Source organism: Pseudomonas oryzagri (genome assembly GCF_020831405.1).
GTDB classification, from domain to species: domain Bacteria; phylum Pseudomonadota; class Gammaproteobacteria; order Pseudomonadales; family Pseudomonadaceae; genus Geopseudomonas; species Geopseudomonas oryzagri.
Genome location: NZ_JAJHPU010000008.1, coordinates 14,391 through 31,472 on the forward strand (window position 1 = coordinate 14,391; position 17,082 = coordinate 31,472).

The following is a 17,082-nucleotide window of genomic DNA, read 5'->3' on the forward strand; positions in this document are numbered from 1 at the left end:
ACGAATCAATGGGGGCGCACGCGCCAGGCCAGGGTGCGGGTCTCGATCCAGGCGGCCAGCCGGTTGAGCAGCAGGCCGACGGCGCCGACCACCACCAGGCCGTAGAGCACCTGGTCCATCTCGAAATGCTCGCGGCCGTCGATCATGGTGTTGCCGATGCCGGGACCGGCGGAGAAGAAGTATTCGGCGCCGATGGTCGCCAGCCAGGCGTAGATCAGCCCCAGGTGCAGGCCGGTGAAGATCGCCGGCGCGGCCGAGGGCAGCACCAGCTTGAACAGCCGCTGGGTGCGCGACAGGCCGAGCACGCGGGCCACCTCGTACAGCTCGACGCGGGTGGCGCGGATGCCCTCGAAGCTGTTCAGCGCCACCGGGTAGAACACCGCCAGGGCGATGAACGCCACCTTGGCCGGCTCGCCGAAGCCGAACCAGGCCGACAGCAGCGGAATCCAGGCGAACAGGGCGATCTGCTTGGCGGCATGGAAGGTCGGGCCGACCAGCCGCTCGGCCAGCCGCGACAGGCCGAGCAGGGTGCCGAAGGCCAGGCCGATCAGGCCGCCGACCACGAAGCCGGTGAGGTTGCGCTGCAGGCTGGCACCGAGGTTGTGCCACAGCTCGCCGCCGACCGCGGCCTGCCAGAAGGCGTCGAGCACCGCCGGCGGGCTGGCGACGATCTTGGTGTCCACCCACTGCAGCGCGGTGGCCAGCCACCACAGCAGCACCAAGCCGGCCGGCACCACGGCGCCGCGCAGATCGGGCCGGCGCTGGAGGAAGGGAAAGCGTTTCGCAAGGTCGGTCATCTTGTTGTTCTCCTCAGAACGCCTGGCGCTGCCAGCGTTGCAGGCGGGTTTCGATCAGCGCCAGGCCCTTGTCGAGCAGCAGGCCGACCAGGCCGATCACCAGCATCGAGACGATCACCAGGTCGAGCTGGAACATCTGCCGGCCGTCGACCATCAGGTAGCCGATGCCCTCGCTGGAGGCCAGCAGCTCGACGGTGACCAGGGCGATCCAGCCCTTGGTCAGGGCGAAGCGCACGCCGGTGAAGATGCTCGGCAGCGCCGCCGGCAGGATCACCCGGTGCAGGCGCTGCACGAGGTTGAAGCGGTACACCTGGGCCACCTCCAGGTAGCTCGCCGGGATGTTGCGGATGCCGGCGAAGGTATTGATGGTCATCGGCACCAGCACCGCCTTGGCGATCACCAGGTACTTGAGCCCCTCGTCGATGCCCACCAGCATCATCAACAGCGGAATCCAGCCGAGCACCGGCACCTGGGCGATGGCCTGGAACAGCGGCCACAGGTAGGCCTCGACCTGGCGCGACAGGCCCATCAGCAGGCCGAGGGCGAGGCCGACCAGGCCGCCGAGCAGCGAGCCGATCAGCACGCGTTGCAGGCTGATCGACAGCTCGAACCACAGGTCGCCGCTGCGCGCGAGATCGAGGAAGGTCTGCAGCACCAGCTCCGGCGGCGGCAGAATCTGCGCCGACACCCACTCGCGGGTCACCGCGGTGTGCCAGAGCAGCAGCAGGGCGGCCGGCAGCAATAGCGCGCCGGCCTTGACGCTCAGCCAGTTGAGCGGGCGGGCAAGCCCCGGCGACTGCCAGTGCCAGCGCCAGTGGGGCAACGAACGCGGCACCGCCGCGGCTCGGGTCGTGCTCATGGGGAAGTCCTCCGGGCGGAAAGATCGGGTAGCGGGCCGCGCAGCTGGCGCAGCAGGAAGCCGGCGAACGGCAGGATGAACAGCAGGAACAGCGGTTGCAGGCCGAAGCGGGTGCCGAGCAGGCCGCCGAGCAGGCAACCGCTCATGCTGCCGGCCGGGCCGACCAGCGCGGCGAGGCCGGCGACCCGGCCGTGGCCCAGGCGCAGGCCGCTGCGCGCGTAGCTGGACAGGGTGGTCACCTGCAACATGCCCAGGCTCGCGCCCAGCAGCAGGCCGCCGGCCCACAGCAGCGCCGCCTGCTGGCCGAGGCCGAGGATCAGCAGCGCGGCGATGCACAGCAGCAGGCTGGCGACGAAGCCGTTGCGGCTGCGCGCGCCGAACAGCCGGCCCAGCAGGAACAGCGCGAGGATGAACGCCAGGCCGTGGCCGCTGAGCAGGGCGGCGGCCTGCTGCGCCGACCAGCCGTAGTCCTGCACGGTGATGGCGACGATGAAGAAGGCGAAGAACACCGCCGCCGCCTGCACGCAGAAGTCCAGCAGGCTGTTGCCGCGCAGCTGGACGTCGCCACGCAACAAACCGAGCTGGCGGCCGACCGCGGCCAGGCTGAGCCGTTCGGCGACCTTGCGCTTCGCCGGGTAGCTGCGCAGTACCAGCGGCGCCAGCAGCACCGGCGCCACGAAGGCCAGGCCGATCAGGCTCCAGCTGCCGGCCGCGCCACGCCAGTCGACCAGCAGCGCCGCCAGGGTCGGGCCGATCAGCAAGAGGCCGATCATCTGCGAGCCGCGGAACCAGCCGGCGCGCGCCTCGCCCATCTGCGCCAGCTGCTGCATGAACACGGTGTTCAGCGACACGAAGCGGCACGGCATGCACAGACCCGCCAGCAAGGTCAGCGCCAGCAGGTACAGCGGGTGGGGCACCAGCGGCACCAGCTGGTAGACGCCGCCGGCCAGCAGGCTGCCGAGCACGAACAGGCGCAGCGGCCCCAACCGCTCGACCAGCACGCCGCACGGCAGGCTGGTGAGCAGCAGGCCGGCGGTCTGCGCGCCGGCGATCAGCCCCAGCTGCAGCGGCGAAGCCTGCAGGCTGATGGCGTACAGCGCGGTGGTCACCTTGGCCAGGCCGACGCCGATGCCGGCCAGGGTGGCCAGCAGGATGAAGCCGGCGAGGCTGCGCCCGTGCGCCAGTCCGGCGGTCGTCGTGGTCATGCGCGGCTCACCGGGTCAGCGGCTGGTTGGCGGCGTCGTATTCGGGCCACAGCTTCTGCAGGCCGAGCTGCTTGATCGCGGTGTCGACGTACTTGGGCTCGACCCAGGCGGTCACGTTGACGTCGCCGCGCAGCAGGCCCAGCTCCTTGGACTCGGCGACGGTGGCGCGGTAGCGGTCGACGAAGAACTCGTCGAGACGCGGCGAGTAGCGGCGCACCAGGGTCAGCTCGCCCTGCTCGGCGCGCAGCGACTCGACCGGCGTGCCGGACTTGGCCCACAGCTCGAAGGCGGCCTTGTCGTTCTCCGGCGCGGCCACCCAGGCGGCGGTCTTCACCAGGCCGTTGACCACCTTCTGGACGATCTCGGGGTGCTGCTGCTCGAAGTCGCCGTCGACCAGCACGTGGGTCTGGCGGGTCAGCCGGGCGTCCACCGCGCGGGTGTCGTAGATGATCCGGCCGACGCCGTTCTTCTGCAGTTCGAAGGCGGTGGACGACAGCCAGGCGCCGTCGATGTCCCTGGAGGCCAGCGCCGCGCCGGCGGTGGGGAAGTCCATGTTGAGGGTGCGGAAGTCGCGGTCGCTCAGCCCTTCGCGCTTGAGCGTTCGCGCGGTGGCCAGCTGCAGGTTGGTGCCCTTGAACTGGGCGACCTTCTTGCCCTTGAGGTCGGCCAGGGTCTTGGCCGGCGAGTCGGCCGGCACCACCAGGTAGTTGGAGGCGAGCAGGCCGTCGGCGGCGATCAGCCTGGTGTTCAGGCCGCCGGCCTTGCCGATCACCGCCGGCAGGTCGCCCTGCCAGGCGAAGTCCAGCTGCTTGTTGGCCAGCGCCTCGTTGACCGCGGGACCGGCGCCCTTGAAGTAGGTCCACTCGACCTTGATGCCGTCGGCCTTGAGCTCCTCCTCGATGGCCTGGCGCTGGTGGGCCAGGCTGGTGACGCTGGAGGAGGCGAAGGGGATGCCGCCCTTGCCCACGGTGGCCAGGCCAAAGCGGATCACCTGGGGTTCGCCGGCGAGGGCGGCGCCGAACCAGCTGGCGCCGAGGGCGGCGACGAGGGGGAGGAGCAGTTTGCGTTTCATGGGGAAATTCCTGTTTCCGTCGATGGGAGGCTTGCCGAAGCGCCGGGGCGCGGCAGGTACGGGGGACGTTGCAGGTGTTATGCCAATGACTTTCAAGTAGTTAAATTGAAATGCCATATGGACATAACGAAGCGAAAAAACGCCCGTCTGACGGGCGCGGCGCCGGTCGAGCGGGTGGCGCCGCTCTGGCGCCGGCGGGCCGCGCCGGCCGGGGGGTCTCAAGGCTGTGGGGAATTGCGCAGCGCGGGCGGCGGACTGTGGGAAAGTCCGCAGCGCCGCTCAGGTGCGCGTCAGGTTGGACAGGCTGAGCACCAGGCCCGAGGCCAGCAGCAGCCACAGCACCAGGTAGCGGAACTGGCGGTCGTCGACCCGCCGGTACAGGCGCATGCCGAGGAAGGTGCCGAGCATCATGGCCGGCGCGCACAGCAGGGTCAGCCGCCAGACCTCGCCGGTCAGCAGGCCCTGGGCGGCGTAGAGGCCCAGCGCGATGCACAGGATCACCAGGTTGTAGGGCTGGCAGACGCCGCGCTGCAGGTCGGCGCGCCAGCCGCGCAGGCCGCACCAGATGGTCGGCAGCGGCCCCGGCAGGCCGGACAGCCCGCCGAGCATGCCGCCGCCGGTGCCGACCACGCCGTCGGCCAGCCGGCCGCCCCAGGCGCTGAGCACCGGCAGCTGGCGCAGGCTGAGCATCAATCCGGCATAGCCGACCAGGAACACGCCGAGCAGGCCCTTGAGGAGCTGCGCATCCACCAGGCGCAGCGCCAGCACGCCCAGCGGCACGCCGGCGGCGCCGCCGATCAAAAACGGCCAGATGCGCGTCCAGGTGACCGCGCGGCGCACCATGCACAGCGACTGCACCTGGCCGATGACCGAGCAGGTCACCACCAACGCGGCGGCGATCGCCGGGTCCAGCACGTACAGCCAGAAGCCCAGGGCGGTGAGCCCGGTACCGAAGCCGCTGAGGCCGGTGACGAAACCGCCGCACAGGGCGCCGGCCAGGATGATCGCTTCGGCAAGCACGTCGGGGTTGTCTCCATGAGGGGAGCGCCGCGGGCGGGGGCGGCGGCGCAAAACAGGAAAGCCGCTCGGGCCTGATGGCCGGAGCGCCCTGGCGAGGCGAGCGCAGGCACGGCGGCCTGCGCGTTTGGGGAGGGTCAGCGGCTGCCCACGCGGTTGTCGGCGTCGTACACCGGCCACAGCGCCTGCAGGCCGGCCTGCTCGATGGCGCGCTCGACGTACTTGGGCTCGACCCACTGGGCGACGTCGACGTCGTTGCGGATCAGCCCCAGCTCCTTGGACTCCTTGACCGTGGTGCGGTAGCGCTCGATGAAGAAGGCGTCGATGCGCGGCGAGTAGTTGCGCAGGAACGACTGGCCGGCCTGCACCTGGCGCAGCGCTTCGACCGGCGTGCCGGAGTTGGCCCACAGCTTGAGCGCCTCCTCGCGGTTGGCGTCCGCGGCGGCCCAGGCGGCGGCCTTGACCAGGCCGTTGGCGACCTTCTGGACGATCTCGGGATGCTTCTGTTCGAAATCGCCGTCGACCAGCACGTGGGCCTGGCGGGTCAGGCTGGCGTCGACGGCGCGGGAGTCGTAGATGATCCGGCCGATGCCCTTGTCCTGGAACTGGAACGCCTCGGGGCCGAACCAGCCGCCGTCGATGTCCTTGGAGGCCAGCGCCGCCGAGGCGGTGGCGGTGTCCATGTTGACCAGGCGGAAGTCGCGGTCGCGGAAGCCCTCGCGCTTGAGGGCGCGCAGGATCACCAGGTGCAGGTTGGTGCCCTTGAACAGCGAGACCTTCTTGCCCTGGAGATCGGCCAGGCTCCTGGCCGGGGAATCGGCGGGCACCACCAGGTAGGTCGAGTTGAGCAGGCGGTCGGCGGCGATCAGTTTGGTATTGAGGCCGCCGGCCTTGCCGACCACCGCCGGCAGGTCGCCCTGCATGGAGAAGTCCAGCTGCTTGTTGGCCAGCGCCTCGTTGACCGCGGGGCCCGCGCCCTTGAAGTAGTGCCACTCGACCTTGATGCCGTCGGCCTTGAGCTCCTCCTCGATGGTCTGGCGCTGGTGGGCCAGCTCGGAGGTGTTGTCCGGCGCATAGGGCACGCCGCCCTTGCCGACGGTGGCCATGCCGAAGCGGATCACCGTGGGGGCCTCGGCGGCCAGCGCGGCGGCGCCCGGCAGCAGGCTGGCGCTCAACAGGCCGAGCAGGGTGACGGCCAGCAATTTCTTCTTCATCGCAGTTTTCCTTTTCGCAGAGGCACGCAGGACAAGGCAGGCACGACGCCTGATAAATGCGAAAAAGCAATTGATATGCCGGATTCAAAAACTCACCGGCATATGGGGAGCCGGCACGCGCGTGCCGCAGGCGGCGCGCAGGAGCGGCGTGGCGCGGCCAATGGGCGCAAGCCGTCCGCTGCTGCGGAAAAACCCACAGCCCGCGCGGCGCTTTGCCGAAAAGCCAACAGCAGCATTGACCCGCCATAGCCTGACGGGGCAGGGCGAGGGCCGGGCGGCAAGGTCCGGCGGGCGTTGGCATGCCGGCTGCTATGGCACGGCAACCCTGCGGCGGAAATGCCGCCCGATTGCCCAAAGGAATCCCCATGAGCCAGCGCCAACTTGCCCTCAACGCCTTCATCCTGCCCACCGGCCACCATATCGCCGCCTGGCGGCGCGCCGACGTGCCCGAGCACGCCAACCACGACTTCGCCGAGTATGTGCGGGTGGCCCAGGCCGCCGAGGCGGCCAAGTTCGACGCGGTGTTCGTCTCCGACTCGGTGGCGGCGGCCGCGGGCAACGGCGGCAGCAGCCTGGAAGAGCTGGCTCTGACCGCGCGCGGCACGCGCCTGGAACCCTTCACCCTGCTCGCGGCGCTGGCCGCGGTGACCGAGCGCATCGGCCTGATCGGCACGGTGAGCACCACCTACAACGAGCCCTACCACCTGGCGCGGCGCTTCGCCTCGCTGGACTGGATCTCCGGCGGGCGCGCCGGCTGGAACCTGGTGACCTCCTCGGCACCGGCCGAGGCGCTCAACTTCAACCAGAGCGAGCTGCCCGAGCACGGCGAGCGCTACCAGCGCGCCGGGGAGTTCCTCGACGTGGTGCAGGGCCTGTGGGACAGCTGGGAGGACGACGCCTTCGTCCGCGACAAGGCCAGCGGCCAGTTCTTCGACCCGGCCAAACTGCACGTGCTCGATCATCAGGGCCCGTTCTACCGGGTCAAGGGCCCGCTCAACGTGGCGCGCTCGCCGCAGGGCTACCCGGTGCTGGTGCAGGCGGGCTCCTCGGAGCCTGGCAGGGAGATCGCCGCGCGCAGCGCCGAGGCGATCTTCACCGCCCACCAGAGCCTGGAAAGTGCCCAGGCCTTCTACGCCGACGTGAAGGGGCGTCTGGCCAAGTACGGCCGCCGGCCGGACGAGCTGAAGATCCTGCCGGGCATCTTCCCGGTGGTCGGCCGCACGGAGGAGGAAGCGCAGGCCAAGTACCGCGAGCTGCAGGAGCTGATCGACCCGCGCGTGGGTGTCAACCTGCTCAGCGCGCTGGTCGGCGCCGACCTGTCCGGCCACGACATCGACGGCCCGCTGCCGCCGCTGCCGGTCACCAACCAGAACCAGAGCCGCCAGGCGCTGGTGCAGGAACTGGCCGCGCGCGAGAAGCTGAGCATCCGCGAGCTGTACCTGCGCATCGCCGGCGCGCGCGGCCACTGGACGGTGGTCGGCTCGGCCGCGCAGGTCGCCGACCAGATCCAGCAGTGGTTCGAAAACGGCGCCGCCGACGGCTTCAACGTGCTGGCGCCCTGGCTGCCGGGCGGGCTGGACGAGTTCATCGAGCTGGTGGTGCCGGAGCTGCGCCGCCGCGGGCTGTTCCGCGAGGAGTATTCCGGCAGCACGCTGCGCGAGCATTTGGGTCTGGCGCGGCCGGAGAACCAATACGTCGCCGGACGTCGCCAGCGCGCGGCGAGCTGACGGCGCAGCAGGCCGCCCTGCGGCGGCCTGTTGGCGAATAAATTCGCCCCTACAGAGGACGATCGCCATGGCGCAGGAAGCCGTTGTCGAGCTGCTCGCCGGCGCAAAGCACTGGCCTCGGAGACAGCGCCAACGCGGCAACCGTGTGGGGACGCATTCATTCGCCTGGCGGGGCCGCGCTGGCGAATGAATTCACCCCTACAGAAGAGCATCGCCATGGCGCTGGAAGCCATCGTCGAGCTGCTCGCAGGCGCGACGCGCTGGCCCCGGAGACAGCGCCAACGCGGCAACGGTGTGGGGACGAATTCATTCGCCTGACGAGGCCGCGCTGGCGAATGAATTCGCCCCTACATCAGGAGCATCGCCATGGCGCAGGAAGCCATCGTCGAGTTGCTCGCAGGCGCGGCGCGCTGGCCCCGGAGACAGCGCCCGCGCACGAACCCTGTAGGGGCGAATTCATTCGCCTTTACGGGGCCTTCAGACAATGGATTCGCTCCGCCCATCAACCTCACCCGGCACTGCCGAAACGCGCCCCCGCCGGCGGTGGCAGCAGGTCGTAGCGCTTCATCAGGGTCCGCAGGGCGTGACGGCTGATGCCCAGGCGGTCGGCGCTATGCACCTGGTTGAAGTGGTGGCGGGCGAGGGTGGTCTCGACCAGCAGCTCCTCCCAGCGCGCCAGCAGCTCCGGATGGTCGTGGTCGAGCAGTTCCTGCAGCTGCTGGCGAATGCCCTGCCACAGCTGGTCGGTCGGCGCACCGGCGCCTCCCGTCGCGGCGTGGGCGCTCGCGGTCGCGCCCGGCACCAGCGCGGGGGCCGCGCGGCGGGCGAACTGCAGGTGGCGGCCCTCGATCAGCGCGCCGCCGGCCAGCAGGGCGGCGGACAGCAGGGTGTTCTCCAGCTCGCGGATATTGCCCGGCCAGCTGTGCGCCAGCAGACGCTGCACGGCATCGGCCGCCAGCTCGGGCAGGGGGCGTGCGTGCTCGCGGGCGAACTGGCCGAGGAAGTGCTGGGCCAGCGGCAGGATGTCGCCCGGGCGGTCGCGCAGCGGCGGAATGCGCAGGGTGACGATGTTCAGGCGGTAGTAGAGGTCTTCGCGGAAACGCCCGGCGGTGATCGCCGAGTGCAGGTCGACGTGGGTGGCGGTGATGATGCGCACGTCGATGGGAATCGGCTTGCGCCCACCGACGCGCACCACCTCGCGCTCCTGCAGCACGCGCAGCAGCTTGACCTGCAGGTTGAGCGGCAGGTCGCCGATCTCGTCGAGGAACAGGGTGCCGCCCTGGGCGGCTTCGAACCAGCCCTCGCGGCGCGCGTTGGCGCCGGTGAAGGCGCCGGCCTCGTGGCCGAAGAATTCGCTCTCGGCCAGGCTTTCGTTGATGGCAGCGCCGTTCACCGCGACGAAGGGGCCCTTGCGGCCGCTGCGCTTGTGCAGGTGACGGGCCAGCAGTTCCTTGCCGGTGCCGGTTTCGCCGTGGATCAGCACCGGCACAGTGCTGGCCGCGACCAGTTCGGCCTGGGCCAGCAATTGCTGGGAGCGGATGTCGGCGAACAGCAGCGCCTTGGCCCGGATTTCCTCGCGGCTGTTTTCATGGGGAGCCAGAGTCAGTACGGGTGCGTTCATGGCGGCCTCGCTTACTACGGGTTCTCGATTCCAGAGGACTCTAGCGGCATATCCTTATGTTTAAAAATAATCATATTTGATTTGCATATATCAATAATGGAATAAAGCTCGAAAGGAGCCTTGCTGGCGAAAAACCCGCAGAACGCGGCCACCGCTGCGCAAAATCCAACAGTTGCGAGTGATCGGCCGGCAAAATCCGCGAAATAGCGGGCTTTTGGCGATTGGCACGCTTGCTGCTATCACCCTGTCAGCGCCGCAGCGAGCGGCGAGTCGCATCGCACTGACAGGGAATCCCATGAGCCAGCGTCAACTCAGTCTGAATGCCTTCCTGATGGCCACCGGCCATCACATCGCCGCCTGGCGGCACCCGGACGTGCCGGCCGGCGCCGAGCTGGACTTCAAGCAATACCTGAAGGTCGCGAGGCTGGCCGAGGCCGCCAAGTTCGATGCGCTGTTCGTCGCCGACGGCGTGGCGGTCAGCCTGGAAAGCGCCGGCAGCTTCGACGTCGCCGCGCGCACCGCGCGGGCTTCCTACCTGGAGCCGTTCACCCTGCTGTCCGCGCTGGCCGCGGTGACCGAGCGCATCGGCCTGATCGGCACGGTGAGCACCAGCTTCAACGAACCCTTCCACCTGGCGCGCAAGTTCGCCTCGCTGGACTGGATCTCCGGGGGCCGCGCCGGCTGGAACCAGGTGACCTCCAACACCCTGGCCGAAGCGCAGAACTTCAATCGCGACCAGCATTTGGAGCACGCCCTGCGCTACGAGCGCGCCGACGAATTCCTCGACGTGGTCAAGGGCCTGTGGGACAGCTGGGAGGACGACGCCTTCCTGCGCGACAAGGCCAGCGGCCAGTTCTTCGACCCGGCCAGGCTCCATGAGCTGAACCACCGCGGCAAACACTTCCAGGTCAAGGGCCCGCTCAACGTGGCGCGTTCGCCGCAGGGCTACCCGGTGCTGGTGCAGGCCGGCTCCTCCGAGGCCGGCAAGGAGATCGCCGCGCGCACCGCCGAGGCGATCTTCACCGCCCACCAGAGCCTGGAAAGCGCCCAGGCCTTCTACGCCGACGTCAAGGGACGCCTGGCCAAATACGGCCGCCGCCCCGAGGAGCTGAAGGTGCTGCCCGGCATCCTCGCCGTCGTCGGCCGCACGGAGGAGGAGGCACAGGCCAAGTACCGCCAACTGCAGGAGCTGATCCACCCGCAGGTCGGCCTGTCGCTGCTGTCGGGGATGATCGGCGCCGACCTTTCCGCCTACGACCTCGACGGCCCGGTGCCGCAGGACCTGCCGGAAACCAACGGCGGCAAGAGCCGCCAGGCGCTGCTGCTCGATCTGGCCGCACGCGAGCAGCTGAGCATCCGCGAGCTATACCTGCGCATCGCCGGCGCGCGCGGCCACTGGACGGTGGTCGGCACCGCCGAACAGGTCGCCGACCAGATCCAGCTGTGGTTCGAGAACGGCGCCGCCGACGGCTTCAACGTCATGCCGCCGTGGCTGCCGGGCGGTCTGGAGGACTTCATCGAACTGGTGGTGCCCGAGCTGCGCCGTCGCGGGCTGTTCCGCACCGAGTACGCCGGCACCACCCTGCGCGAGCACTTCGGCCTGGCCCGGCCGGAAAACCAGCACGTCCTGCGGCGCCAGCAGCGCGCCGCGAGCTGAACACCCACCTTCGCTTTGCCAACGAGATCGGCGGCATTACCGCCAGGGAGAACCGACATGAGCCTGACCATCAAACCCATCACCGGCCGCATCGGCGCCACCGTCCACGGCGTGCGGGTGACCGACCTCTCCGACGAGCAGTTCGCCGAACTGAACCAGGCGCTGCTCAAGCACAAGGCGCTGTTCTTCGCCGACCAGCACCTCACCGACGCCGAGCAGGAAGCCTTCGCCGGCCGCTTCGGCGACCTGGTGGTGCACCCGACCACGCCGTCGGAGGCCAACACCGCCGGCATCCTCGAAGTGGACTCCGAGCGCTCGCGCGCCAACTCCTGGCACACCGACATCAGCTTCGTGGTCGACTATCCGAAGATCACCTTCCTGCGCGGCGAGGTGATCCCCGAGTTCGGCGGCGACACCGTGTTCGCCAACACCGTCAGCGCTTACCAGGACCTGCCGGCGCCGCTGCAGCAGCTGGCCGACAGCCTGTGGGTGCGCCACACCAACGACTACGACTACGCCGCGCCCAAGCAGATCGCCGCGGTGGCCAACAAGCGCTTCCGCGAGCAGTTCACCTCCACCGTCTACGAGAGCGAGCACCCGCTGGTACGCGTGCATCCGGAAACCGGCGAGAAGGCGCTGCTGCTCGGCCACTTCGCCGAGCGCATCGTCGGCCTCAGCTCGCGCGACTCGCGCGCGCTGCTCGATCTGTTCCAGGCGCACATCGTCAAGCTGGAGAACATCGTGCGCTGGCGCTGGAGCAAGGGCGACCTGGCGGTGTGGGACAACCGCGCCACCCAGCACATCGCCGTCGACGACTACGGCAGCGCCCGGCGCATCGTGCGGCGCAGCACCGTACACGGCGAGATCCCGGTGTCGGTCAGCGGCGAGAGCAGCCGCGCGATCAAGCCCAGCGCCGACACCCGCACCCCGCTGACCGAGGCCGACAAGCCGGCGGTCAAGAAAGCCAGCTGAGGCAGCGCGACTACGAGATAGCGGCGCAGGGAGGCGCCGAGGCAGGAAGCCAAGCGTGGGGCAGGGCGTCAGGACGACGCCCGCGCCGCACACCCCTTTATCCCGGACGATCGCCGTGTGGCGGTCGTCCCGTTCGTGAGGTATTGCATGAGCGTTCTCTACGTTTCCCCCGGCGCCTGCTCGCTGGCCGCCCACAGCCTGGTCCACGAGCTGGAGCTGCCGATCCACATCGAGCAGGTCGCCCTGCGCACCCCGGATTCGCCGATCCACCGCATCAACCCGCTGGGCCGGGTGCCGGCGCTCTCGCTCGACGACGGCACGCTGATCACCGAGAACAGCGCGATCCTGCCGTATCTGGCCGACCTTGCCCCGCAGGCCGGGCTGTTCGCCCCGGCCGGCAGCGCCGAGCGCGCGCAGATCCAGAGCTGGCTCGGCTACCTGACCTCCGAGGTGCACGTCGGCGGCTTCCGTCCGCTCAACCGCCCGGAGCGCTACTCGGCCGACGCCGCTGCCCATCCCGGCATCCGTGCCCAGGCCGCCGAGCAGTTGCACCAGGCGCTGGCGCACGTCGACCGCCATCTGGAAGGCCGCCAGTGGCTGGTGGGCGAGCGCTACAGCATCGCCGACGCTTACCTCGGCGTATTCGCCGGCTGGCTGCCGTGCCTGGGCGAACGCTTCGCCGACCTGCGCAACCTGGCCCGCGCTCGTGAGGCGTTCCAGTCGCGCCCGGCGACCGTCAAGGCGCTGGTCGCCGAAGCCGCACGCTAGGCACCGCACGGCTCCACCCATTCCGCTTGTCCCTGCCGTCGCCACCCGAGTGGCGGCGGCTTTCCCTTTTTTCCGCAGGAGAGACCGATGCGTTACCGCCCACTCGGCACCACCGACATCCAGGTCAGCGCGCTGGCGCTGGGCAGCATGACCTGGGGCGAGCAGAACAGCGAAGCCGAGGGCTTCGCGCAGATCGACCGCGCGCGCGCCGCCGGAATCAACTTCATCGACACGGCCGAGATGTACCCGGTGCCGCCCCGCGCGGAAACCTGTGGCGCCACCGAGACCATCATCGGCAACTACTTCAAGCGCCATGGCGGCCGTGAGCAGTGGATCATCGCCAGCAAGGCGGCGGCGCCGGGCAACGGCATCACTCATATCCGCGAGGGTCGCAACCACTTCGACCGCGCCAACCTGGTCGCCGCAGTCGAAGGCAGCCTCAAGCGCCTGCACACCGACTACCTCGACCTCTACCAGCTGCACTGGCCGGACCGGCAGACCAACTTCTTCGGTCAGCTCGGCTATACCCACGATCCGGACGCGCATATCACCCCCATCGAGGACACCCTGGAGGTGCTCGACGAGCTGGTCAAAAGCGGCAAGATCCGCCATATCGGCCTGTCCAACGAGACGCCCTGGGGCGTGCACCGCTTCCTGCAGCTGGCGGAAAGCCGCGGCTGGCCGCGCGTGGTGTCGATCCAGAATCCCTACAACCTGCTCAACCGCAGCTTCGAGGTGGGTCTGGCGGAGATCGCCATCCGCGAGCAGGTGGGCCTCTTGGCCTACTCGCCACTGGCCTTCGGCCTGCTGTCGGGCAAGTACGAGAACGGCGCGCGGCCGGAAAAGGCGCGGCTGACCCTGTTCGAGCGCTTCCAGCGCTACAACAACCCGCAGGCGCGGCGCGCCGCCAGCGCCTACGTCGCCCTGGCGCGCGAGCACGGCGTCGATCCGGCGCAGCTGGCGCTGGCCTACGTGACCAGCCGGCCGTTCCTGACCAGCAACATCATCGGCGCCACCACGCTGGAGCAGCTGGACAGCAACCTCGCCAGCTTCGACCTCAAGCTCAGCAACGAGCTGCTGGCCGGCATCGAGCGCATCCACACCGAGCAGCCCAACCCGGCGCCCTGAGTATCTCCGTCCCCCGCAGGCAGCTCTGGCGCGGTTCCGACGAGCTGCTCCGAGAGGCCTATTTCGTGGTGCTGGGGGAGCCGCGCAGTGAGCAGACCCGCCAGCTGATCGGTGGCCGCGAGCTGGCGCTGATGAAGCCGGGCGCCATCCTGGTCAACGTCGCCCGCGGCCAGATGGTCGACGAGGCGGCGCTGGTCGAGGCGCTGCAGAACCGGCGAATCTGCGCCGTTGGCCTGATGTCTACGAGAAGGAGCCGCTGCGCGAGTCGCCGCTATTCACCCGGCCCAACATGGTGACACTATGGCGCGTCGGCTCGGCCACCCACGAGACGCGCCAGGCGATGGCCGAACTGCGCCGGGCAACCTCGAGCGCGCGTTGCTCGGCGGCACGTTGCGGCATAGGGTCAACCCGCAGGTACGGGTGGGGTAGGGCACGTGTCCGCCCCCTCGCGTGGGAATGGCGGGGAGATCCCCCGGTTGTACCGATCTCGTCCCCCGCGCTACTCTCGACGCCCGCAATCAGCGCATACAAAGGGATTTGGCGTCATGGTGCATAATCCGCCTACACCGTCATCACTCTTGTCAAAGCCGCGTTTCAGAGCGGCTTCCCTTTTCTCTTGCGGAATTTTATTCACCAGACCCGCTCGGGGTGTTATACACCAGCTGGTGTCTATTTATAGTTGGGCGGCTTAAGTGTCTAACCTCACGCATCGATTTAAGCCGAGTCATGAATAGCGCACTAACCGCCGAAATTCGACGCTTGGGTGGCGCCCCCACTGATGAGGTTTGGAGATGGTTTCTATGCAATGGGCCGCACGGCAGTTCATTTACTTGGAGTCAAACTCGCGGTGAGCCTCCAGGCTACGTTGGAGTTGAGCACCTTCAGTCCATCGTCGCAGAGAGAATGCAGGCCGATCCATCCTTCATCGCCCGAACCAAGCATGTTGTCGAGTTGGCGTTGTCATCTTCAGATCAGGACTTCCTGTGCCGTGCCATTCAGGTTGCATCGGTGGTCGGCTCAGAGAGCAATCTGAAACGTCTTGCGCCCTTTACATCTAATGAAAATTCTGCTGTTTCAGCACACGCAAAGGCCGCTGTGTTCTACCTAAAGAGGCGACTTCGTGAAGGAACCGCTAAGTGAAACCGACCCAGCCGCCCAACAATCCGCTCCAGCGGACAGTCAGCCAGCTTCGCTGTCTGCCTGCCGCTGAGCTTCGTCGTTAGGCGCCGTCTATGAAGTTGTGGCACGCGGCTTTTTCCCTTGTGCTCATATGCACAGGCGAAGCCTCCCAGTCGCAGGAGATCCGAAGCGCATCTATCGAGCCAGGTGTCAGTGCATCAGCCAAGCTCGTAGATGGCTCGCTTGTCGTCGTTCTCGCAGGTTCCAGATCGCTCGTACAAACCTACCCGCTGGAATTGCCGGGCTCTGCACACGTTCGCTTCGTACGCATCAATCGGGACAAGACGCCAGATCTGGAAGTCTGGCATCTAGATGAAGGCATGGGCACGTACACCATCCACTATCTGTTCCTGTACTCACAAACAGCCAAGGGGTTTGTTCTGCTTCAACCAAAGTGCGGGGAGGCCTTCATGAACTTGCGTGTTATTCGCCCTGGAACTTTTAATTACTCTACCTTCAGTGTCGTAAAGAGCTCCTGGGATTCATGCACCGATGACGCCTAACCCTATATGGACTCTCCCCACAAGTGGTGAGTAAAGCCTTGCCAACCCTGTCGTCAGTGCGGTTGCATTCGTATATCCGGCCTTCGCTGGGCGTTGCCGCCCGGGCCACTCTGTAGTTCGCGCAGCGGGAGCCAAGCGCTCAATCGATCACCAGGATCAGGATTGTTATCAGCCTTGTTCCGCTGCAGGACTCGCCTGTTCCGACAGTGTCGCTGTTCACCACAACCACCAGAAAACTGTCTCCCGATTACCCCGGTCCGCCGTCAGGCGGGCTGTCCGTTCTGCCAGTCGCCGCTGAAGCGCCGTTGGTGACACCCCACCGCCCAGCAGATTCGCACCAGCTTGTTGGCCAACGCCACCACCGCCTTGTTGTGGCCGATCCGCGCCGCGGTTTCCACCGCCCAGCGTTGTAGCTTGGTCAACCGCTCCGGGGTGTTGGCCTGGCAACGCTGCGCTGCCAGCAGGGCCGCTCGCGCGCCGTGGATCAGCAGGGTGCGCACGTAGGTCGTCGGCTGATGTGCCCCAGTTTGCGCCGGTCCCCGCTGCTGTATTCGCGCGGCGTCATGCCTAGCCAGGCGCTCAGCTGGCGGCCACTGGCGAAGCGCTCGGGTTGACCGACCGTGGTTTTCATGGCGCTGGCGGTCAGCACGCCAATGCCGCGGACTTCGTCGAGCTTGCGCACGATGGCGTCATCGGCGTGCCAGCGCTGGAGTTGCTGTTCGCACTCGGCCATACATTGCTCGTAGAGGTTGATTTCGGCCAGGACGATTGCAGCTGGCCGCGCTGGGCTGCTACCTCGGGATGCTCGGCCAATGCGTGGGCAGCGCGGATAAAGGCAACTGTCGAAGCCGGCGCTTCGATGCCCATTTCGCGAAAGATGCCGCGCAGCAGGTTGATGCGCTGGGTGCGGCTCTTTTTCCAGGTCTCGCGCAGGCCATGCAGTTGCTGGAGCTGTTGCTGCTCGTGGGTCTTCACCGGTATCGGGTGGATGTCGGCGCAGCGCGCGGCTTCGAGGATGGCATCGCAGTCGTTGCGGTCGGTCTTGTTGCGCCGCCGGTAAGGCCGTACGTAGCGCGCATGCAGCAGGATCACCCGATGGCCCAGCGCCTGGGCGAAACGTCCCCAGTAGTGCGCCGTGCCGCAGGCTTCCATCAGCCACTCGACCGGCTCGGCTTGCCCCTGTATATAGTGACGAAACGCCTCGCGATTCAGCCGCTTGCGCTGAATCACCTGCCCGGCACGGACGCTCTCGGCAACCTGGTAAACGGACTTGGCCAAATCCACTGCAATCTGCTTGCACATCGCTGACACCCTCCAAACGCCACTCACGGCACCTCTGGTGCGGGTAAGTGTGGTGCAGGGA

12 protein-coding genes and 2 pseudogenes are annotated in these 17,082 nt (G+C 68.0%); 6 read left to right on the plus strand and 8 right to left on the minus strand.

All coding sequences use genetic code 11. The annotated features are described in order from the left end of the window. Nucleotides 1–5: 5 nt before the first annotated feature. The 6 genes from LMJ29_RS01970 to LMJ29_RS01995 all read right to left on the minus strand — a co-directional run bounded on the left by LMJ29_RS01970 (nt 6) and on the right by LMJ29_RS01995 (nt 6,164). The gene (locus LMJ29_RS01970; protein ID WP_229603517.1) at nt 6–797 is read right to left on the minus strand and encodes an ABC transporter permease; all 792 of its coding nucleotides are present in this window, start codon (nt 795–797) and stop codon (nt 6–8) included. A 13-nt stretch (nt 798–810) separates the two neighbouring features. Continuing rightward, the gene (locus tag LMJ29_RS01975; protein ID WP_229603531.1) at nt 811–1,656 is read right to left on the minus strand and encodes an ABC transporter permease; all 846 of its coding nucleotides are present in this window, start codon (nt 1,654–1,656) and stop codon (nt 811–813) included. Beyond that, nucleotides 1,653–2,861, minus strand: coding sequence for an MFS transporter (locus LMJ29_RS01980; RefSeq protein ID WP_229603533.1), 1,209 nt, complete (start codon nt 2,859–2,861; stop codon nt 1,653–1,655). The genes LMJ29_RS01975 and LMJ29_RS01980 overlap by 4 nt, the downstream gene beginning before the upstream one ends. A gap of 7 nt (nt 2,862–2,868) precedes the next feature. Continuing rightward, nucleotides 2,869–3,933: an ABC transporter substrate-binding protein gene (locus LMJ29_RS01985; RefSeq protein ID WP_229603535.1), complete on the minus strand. Its 1,065-nt coding sequence runs from the start codon at nt 3,931–3,933 to the stop codon at nt 2,869–2,871. Between the two features lie 279 nt (nt 3,934–4,212). Next, the gene (locus LMJ29_RS01990; RefSeq protein ID WP_229603538.1) at nt 4,213–4,953 is read right to left on the minus strand and encodes a sulfite exporter TauE/SafE family protein; all 741 of its coding nucleotides are present in this window, start codon (nt 4,951–4,953) and stop codon (nt 4,213–4,215) included. A gap of 134 nt (nt 4,954–5,087) precedes the next feature. Next, nucleotides 5,088–6,164, minus strand: a complete 1,077-nt coding sequence (locus LMJ29_RS01995; RefSeq protein WP_229603541.1) for an ABC transporter substrate-binding protein — start codon at nt 6,162–6,164, stop codon at nt 5,088–5,090. Between the two features lie 365 nt (nt 6,165–6,529). Between LMJ29_RS01995 and LMJ29_RS02000 the strand changes: the two genes are divergently transcribed. Continuing rightward, the gene (locus LMJ29_RS02000; RefSeq protein ID WP_229603543.1) at nt 6,530–7,891 is read left to right on the plus strand and encodes an LLM class flavin-dependent oxidoreductase; all 1,362 of its coding nucleotides are present in this window, start codon (nt 6,530–6,532) and stop codon (nt 7,889–7,891) included. Nucleotides 7,892–8,399: 508 nt separating this feature from the next. On the opposite strand, the gene LMJ29_RS21005 is transcribed toward LMJ29_RS02000, so the two are convergent. Next, nucleotides 8,400–9,512: a sigma-54 interaction domain-containing protein gene (locus tag LMJ29_RS21005; RefSeq protein WP_319942207.1), complete on the minus strand. Its 1,113-nt coding sequence runs from the start codon at nt 9,510–9,512 to the stop codon at nt 8,400–8,402. A 295-nt stretch (nt 9,513–9,807) separates the two neighbouring features. On the opposite strand from LMJ29_RS21005, the gene LMJ29_RS02015 reads away from it, so the two are divergent. From LMJ29_RS02015 to LMJ29_RS02035, 5 genes and pseudogenes are all read left to right on the plus strand, one after another. Continuing rightward, on the plus strand, nt 9,808–11,169 hold the full coding sequence (locus tag LMJ29_RS02015) for an LLM class flavin-dependent oxidoreductase (protein WP_229603545.1): 1,362 nt from the start codon (nt 9,808–9,810) through the stop codon (nt 11,167–11,169). A 57-nt stretch (nt 11,170–11,226) separates the two neighbouring features. Beyond that, the gene (locus LMJ29_RS02020) at nt 11,227–12,141 is read left to right on the plus strand and encodes a TauD/TfdA dioxygenase family protein (protein WP_229603548.1); all 915 of its coding nucleotides are present in this window, start codon (nt 11,227–11,229) and stop codon (nt 12,139–12,141) included. A 147-nt stretch (nt 12,142–12,288) separates the two neighbouring features. Continuing rightward, a complete protein-coding gene (locus LMJ29_RS02025; protein ID WP_229603550.1) occupies nt 12,289–12,909 on the plus strand; it encodes a glutathione S-transferase C-terminal domain-containing protein in 621 nt (206 codons plus the stop codon). Between the two features lie 87 nt (nt 12,910–12,996). Further along, on the plus strand, nt 12,997–14,037 hold the full coding sequence (locus LMJ29_RS02030) for an NADP(H)-dependent aldo-keto reductase (protein ID WP_229603553.1): 1,041 nt from the start codon (nt 12,997–12,999) through the stop codon (nt 14,035–14,037). Nucleotides 14,038–14,063: 26 nt separating this feature from the next. Continuing rightward, nucleotides 14,064–14,466, plus strand: a pseudogene (locus LMJ29_RS02035) (2-hydroxyacid dehydrogenase); the annotation flags it as partial. 1,516 nt (nt 14,467–15,982) lie between these two features. Here the strand turns inward: LMJ29_RS02035 and LMJ29_RS02040 are convergent. Then, a pseudogene (locus tag LMJ29_RS02040) lies at nt 15,983–17,021 on the minus strand (IS110 family transposase). Nucleotides 17,022–17,082: the final 61 nt, after the last annotated feature.

Coding starts and splice junctions, on each gene's coding strand:
- LMJ29_RS01970 (WP_229603517.1), bottom strand. CDS start 797: ATGACCGACCTTGCGAAACGCTTTCCCTTCCTCCAGCGCCGGCCCGAT.
- LMJ29_RS01975 (WP_229603531.1), bottom strand. CDS start 1,656: ATGAGCACGACCCGAGCCGCGGCGGTGCCGCGTTCGTTGCCCCACTGG.
- LMJ29_RS01980 (WP_229603533.1), bottom strand. CDS start 2,861: ATGACCACGACGACCGCCGGACTGGCGCACGGGCGCAGCCTCGCCGGC.
- LMJ29_RS01985 (WP_229603535.1), bottom strand. CDS start 3,933: ATGAAACGCAAACTGCTCCTCCCCCTCGTCGCCGCCCTCGGCGCCAGC.
- LMJ29_RS01995 (WP_229603541.1), bottom strand. CDS start 6,164: ATGAAGAAGAAATTGCTGGCCGTCACCCTGCTCGGCCTGTTGAGCGCC.
- LMJ29_RS02000 (WP_229603543.1), top strand. CDS start 6,530: ATGAGCCAGCGCCAACTTGCCCTCAACGCCTTCATCCTGCCCACCGGC.
- LMJ29_RS21005 (WP_319942207.1), bottom strand. CDS start 9,512: ATGAACGCACCCGTACTGACTCTGGCTCCCCATGAAAACAGCCGCGAG.
- LMJ29_RS02015 (WP_229603545.1), top strand. CDS start 9,808: ATGAGCCAGCGTCAACTCAGTCTGAATGCCTTCCTGATGGCCACCGGC.
- LMJ29_RS02020 (WP_229603548.1), top strand. CDS start 11,227: ATGAGCCTGACCATCAAACCCATCACCGGCCGCATCGGCGCCACCGTC.
- LMJ29_RS02025 (WP_229603550.1), top strand. CDS start 12,289: ATGAGCGTTCTCTACGTTTCCCCCGGCGCCTGCTCGCTGGCCGCCCAC.
- LMJ29_RS02030 (WP_229603553.1), top strand. CDS start 12,997: ATGCGTTACCGCCCACTCGGCACCACCGACATCCAGGTCAGCGCGCTG.